A 2,963-nucleotide genomic window follows, 5' to 3' on the forward strand; every position below is an offset into this window, starting at 1 on the left:
ACTCCACCCTTTTTTTGCGCCTCTTTTATTCCGTGGGCGGGCCTGGGGCGGGCGGGCCCCTCCCCCGGGGGGCCCCCCCCCCCGCCTTCTCGTCCCTAGTGGAGGTGTGCCGGATGACCAGTACGGTCCCCGCGTCCTTGACCCGTTCAGCCGAAGGCTCTGCCCTTCAGGCTGTCTTTCTCGACATGGACGGCACCCTCGTGGACACCGAAGGCTTCTGGTGGGACGCGGAGGTGGAGGTCTTCGCCGATCTCGGCCATCGACTCGACGAGGCGTGGAAGGACGTGGTGGTCGGTGGCCCCATGACGCGCAGCGCCGGGTATCTCATCGAGGCCACCGGCGCGGACATCACGCTCGCCGAGCTGACCGTGCTGCTCAACGATCGCTTCGAGGCTCGCATCGGTCGCGGTGTGCCGCTGATGCCCGGTGCCGCCCGGCTGCTCGCCGAGCTTGCCAGGCACAATGTGCCCACCGCGCTGGTCTCCGCCTCCCACCGCCGCATCATCGACCGGATCCTTGCCTCGCTCGGCCCCCAGCACTTCGCGCTCTCCGTCGCGGGTGACGAGGTGGCGCGCACGAAGCCGCACCCCGATCCCTATCTGCTCGCCGCCCAGGGGCTGGGCGCCGAGCCGGCGAGATGCGCCGTCATCGAGGACACGGCGACGGGTGTGGCGGCCGCCGAGGCTGCGGGCTGCCGAGTGGTGGCCGTGCCGTCCGTGGCGCCGATCGCGCCCGCCGACGGCCGGGTGGTCGTACGCTCGCTCGAAGAAGTCGACCTTGTTTTTCTGCGGACTCTCATCACCACAATGAACTGATGCGTGCACTGTCCGTGTTTCTTGAATACACGGGAAACTCTCGGCACCGGATCGCTCATTTTCCGTGACATGAGCAACTGCTTTCCGGCGTCCCGTAAGGGGTTTCGCCGCGTGACGTTCGTCACGCTCGGTGGCATTGATGGGATAGGTCCAGACCGTTTCGTGCCCGTCCAGGGCGGGTCGGTCCCGCCGTTCTGTCCGTATTGATGGAGTGGTGTACGAATCATTCCGTGGCGCGATCATCCACTCACAGGCACAACTGATCACTGAGCGAATACGCTCCAACTCAGGCGCGGTCAAGCTTTCCTGGCGTTGCCGACTAATCTCGTCGCGAGTACTTCGCCGCATCATCGATGTGCCCCGGCGGCCATCAAGCCGACGCGAACACAGAACTGATCGTTCTGTTCCCCGGCCCGATCGCACCGCCCCGAACGGGCGGTCGCGGCGGAGTGTCCCGTAAGCATCGCTGTATCCCAGTGCCGGATGAGGGAGTACGTCCAGGATGAACCGTAAGACTTTGGTGCTGCCGGCCGTGGTCGGCCTGCTCGCGCCCGTGCTCGTCGCCTGCGGCGGGACGGACGGCGGGTCCGGCAGCGGTGGTGCCATTGTCGTGGGCACCACGGACCAGTTCACCGCCACCGCGGACGCGCCCGCGCCCCTCGACCCGGCCTACGCGTACGACACCGGCGCCTGGAACGTGCTCCGGCAGACCATCCAGACGCTGATGCACGCGCCGCGCGGCGGTGGCGAGCCGGTGCCCGACGCCGCCCAGTCCTGCTCCTTCACGGACAACGCGAGCGAGAGCTACCGCTGCAAGCTGCGCAGCGGGCTGCAGTTCGCCGACGGCACCCCCATCACCGCCGACGATGTGAAGTTCTCCATCGAGCGTGTGCGGGACATCGACGCCGACAACGGTACGGCCGCCCTCCTCGCGAACATCGACACCATCGAGGCCAACGGCGACGAGGTGGCCTTCCACCTCTCCACGCCGGACGCGACCTTCCCGTACAAGCTCTCGACGCCGGCCGCCGGCATCGTCAGCAAGAAGAACTACGAGGGCAAGAAGCTCCGCGACGGCTTCCAGGTGGACGGCTCCGGCCCGTACACCATGAAGACGGAGACCAAGGGCGAGAACATCTCCAGGGTCGTCTTCACCAAGAACCCCAAGTACCAGGGCGACATCAAGCTCCTCAACGACAAGGTCGAGCTGCGGTCGTTCCCGGACGCCGCCTCCATGGGCAAGGCTCTGGAGGACGGGGACATCGACGTCATGACCCGCGCGATGTCGCCCGAGCAGATCAAGGATCTGTCCGAGAACCCAAAGAAGGACATCGAGCTCACCGAGATGCCGGGTCTGGAGATCCGCTATCTCGGCTTCAACACCAACGATCCGTCGGTGAAGAACAAGGCGGTCCGGCAGGCCATGGCGGCGGTCGTCGACCGCGGTCACATCGCCGGCCAGGTGTACGGCTCCACCGCCGAGCCGCTCTACTCGCTCATCCCGACGAGCATCGCCGCGCACACCAACTCCTTCTACAACAAGTACGGCGAGCCGAGCCGCAGCAAGGCCGCGGAGATCCTCAGCGCCGCCAACATCACCACGCCGGTGAAGCTGAAGCTCCACTACACGACCGACCACTACGGTGCCGGTACGGCCAAGGAGTTCGAGGCGCTCAAGAACCAGTTGAACGCCACCAAGCTCTTCGACGTCACCGTCGAGGGCGCCGAGTGGTCGAAGTTCCGGCCCGCCCAGAAGCACGGTGACTACGCGGTTTACGGACTGGGCTGGTTCCCCGACTTCCCGGACCCCGACAACTACATCGCCCCGTTCCTGGACAAGGGCAACTTCCTCAACACCCCGTACGTCAGCACCGTGGTCCGCGACCTCATCCCGCAGTCGCGGCGCTCCGCGGACCGCACCGCCGCGTCCAAGGCCTTCACTCAGATGCAGGACATCGTCGCGAACGACGTCCCGGTGCTGCCGCTGTGGCAGGGCAAGCAGTACGTCGCCGCCCACGTCGGTGTCACCGGCGTCGAGCGGGTACTCAACTCCAGCTCCGACCTGCAGCTCTGGGAGCTGGGTCGCGGCACCGCATGACCCCCGCGGTATCCGGATAGACAAGCGGCGGCGGGCATCAGCCCGCCGCC

At 66.6% G+C, this 2,963-nt stretch carries 2 protein-coding genes; both read left to right on the plus strand.

What is annotated here, in order from left to right:
- The first annotated feature begins 113 nt into the window (after positions 1–113).
- Entirely contained in the window at positions 114–815 is a 702-nt protein-coding gene (locus ACFWDI_RS40880) for an HAD family phosphatase (RefSeq protein ID WP_327322445.1), read from the plus strand.
- A 502-nt stretch (positions 816–1,317) separates the two neighbouring features.
- Entirely contained in the window at positions 1,318–2,913 is a 1,596-nt protein-coding gene (locus ACFWDI_RS40885) for an ABC transporter substrate-binding protein (protein ID WP_385312171.1), read from the plus strand.
- The last annotated feature ends 50 nt before the right edge of the window (positions 2,914–2,963 follow it).

This window comes from Streptomyces sp. NPDC060064, assembly GCF_042736455.1.
Classification (GTDB): Bacteria; Actinomycetota; Actinomycetes; order Streptomycetales; family Streptomycetaceae; genus Streptomyces.

What these genes read in the sequence shown, in the direction of transcription:
- ACFWDI_RS40885 (WP_385312171.1), top strand. Translation starts at nt 1,318, where the DNA reads ATGAACCGTAAGACTTTGGTGCTGCCGGCCGTGGTCGGCCTGCTCGCG.
- ACFWDI_RS40880 (WP_327322445.1), top strand. Translation starts at nt 114, where the DNA reads ATGACCAGTACGGTCCCCGCGTCCTTGACCCGTTCAGCCGAAGGCTCT.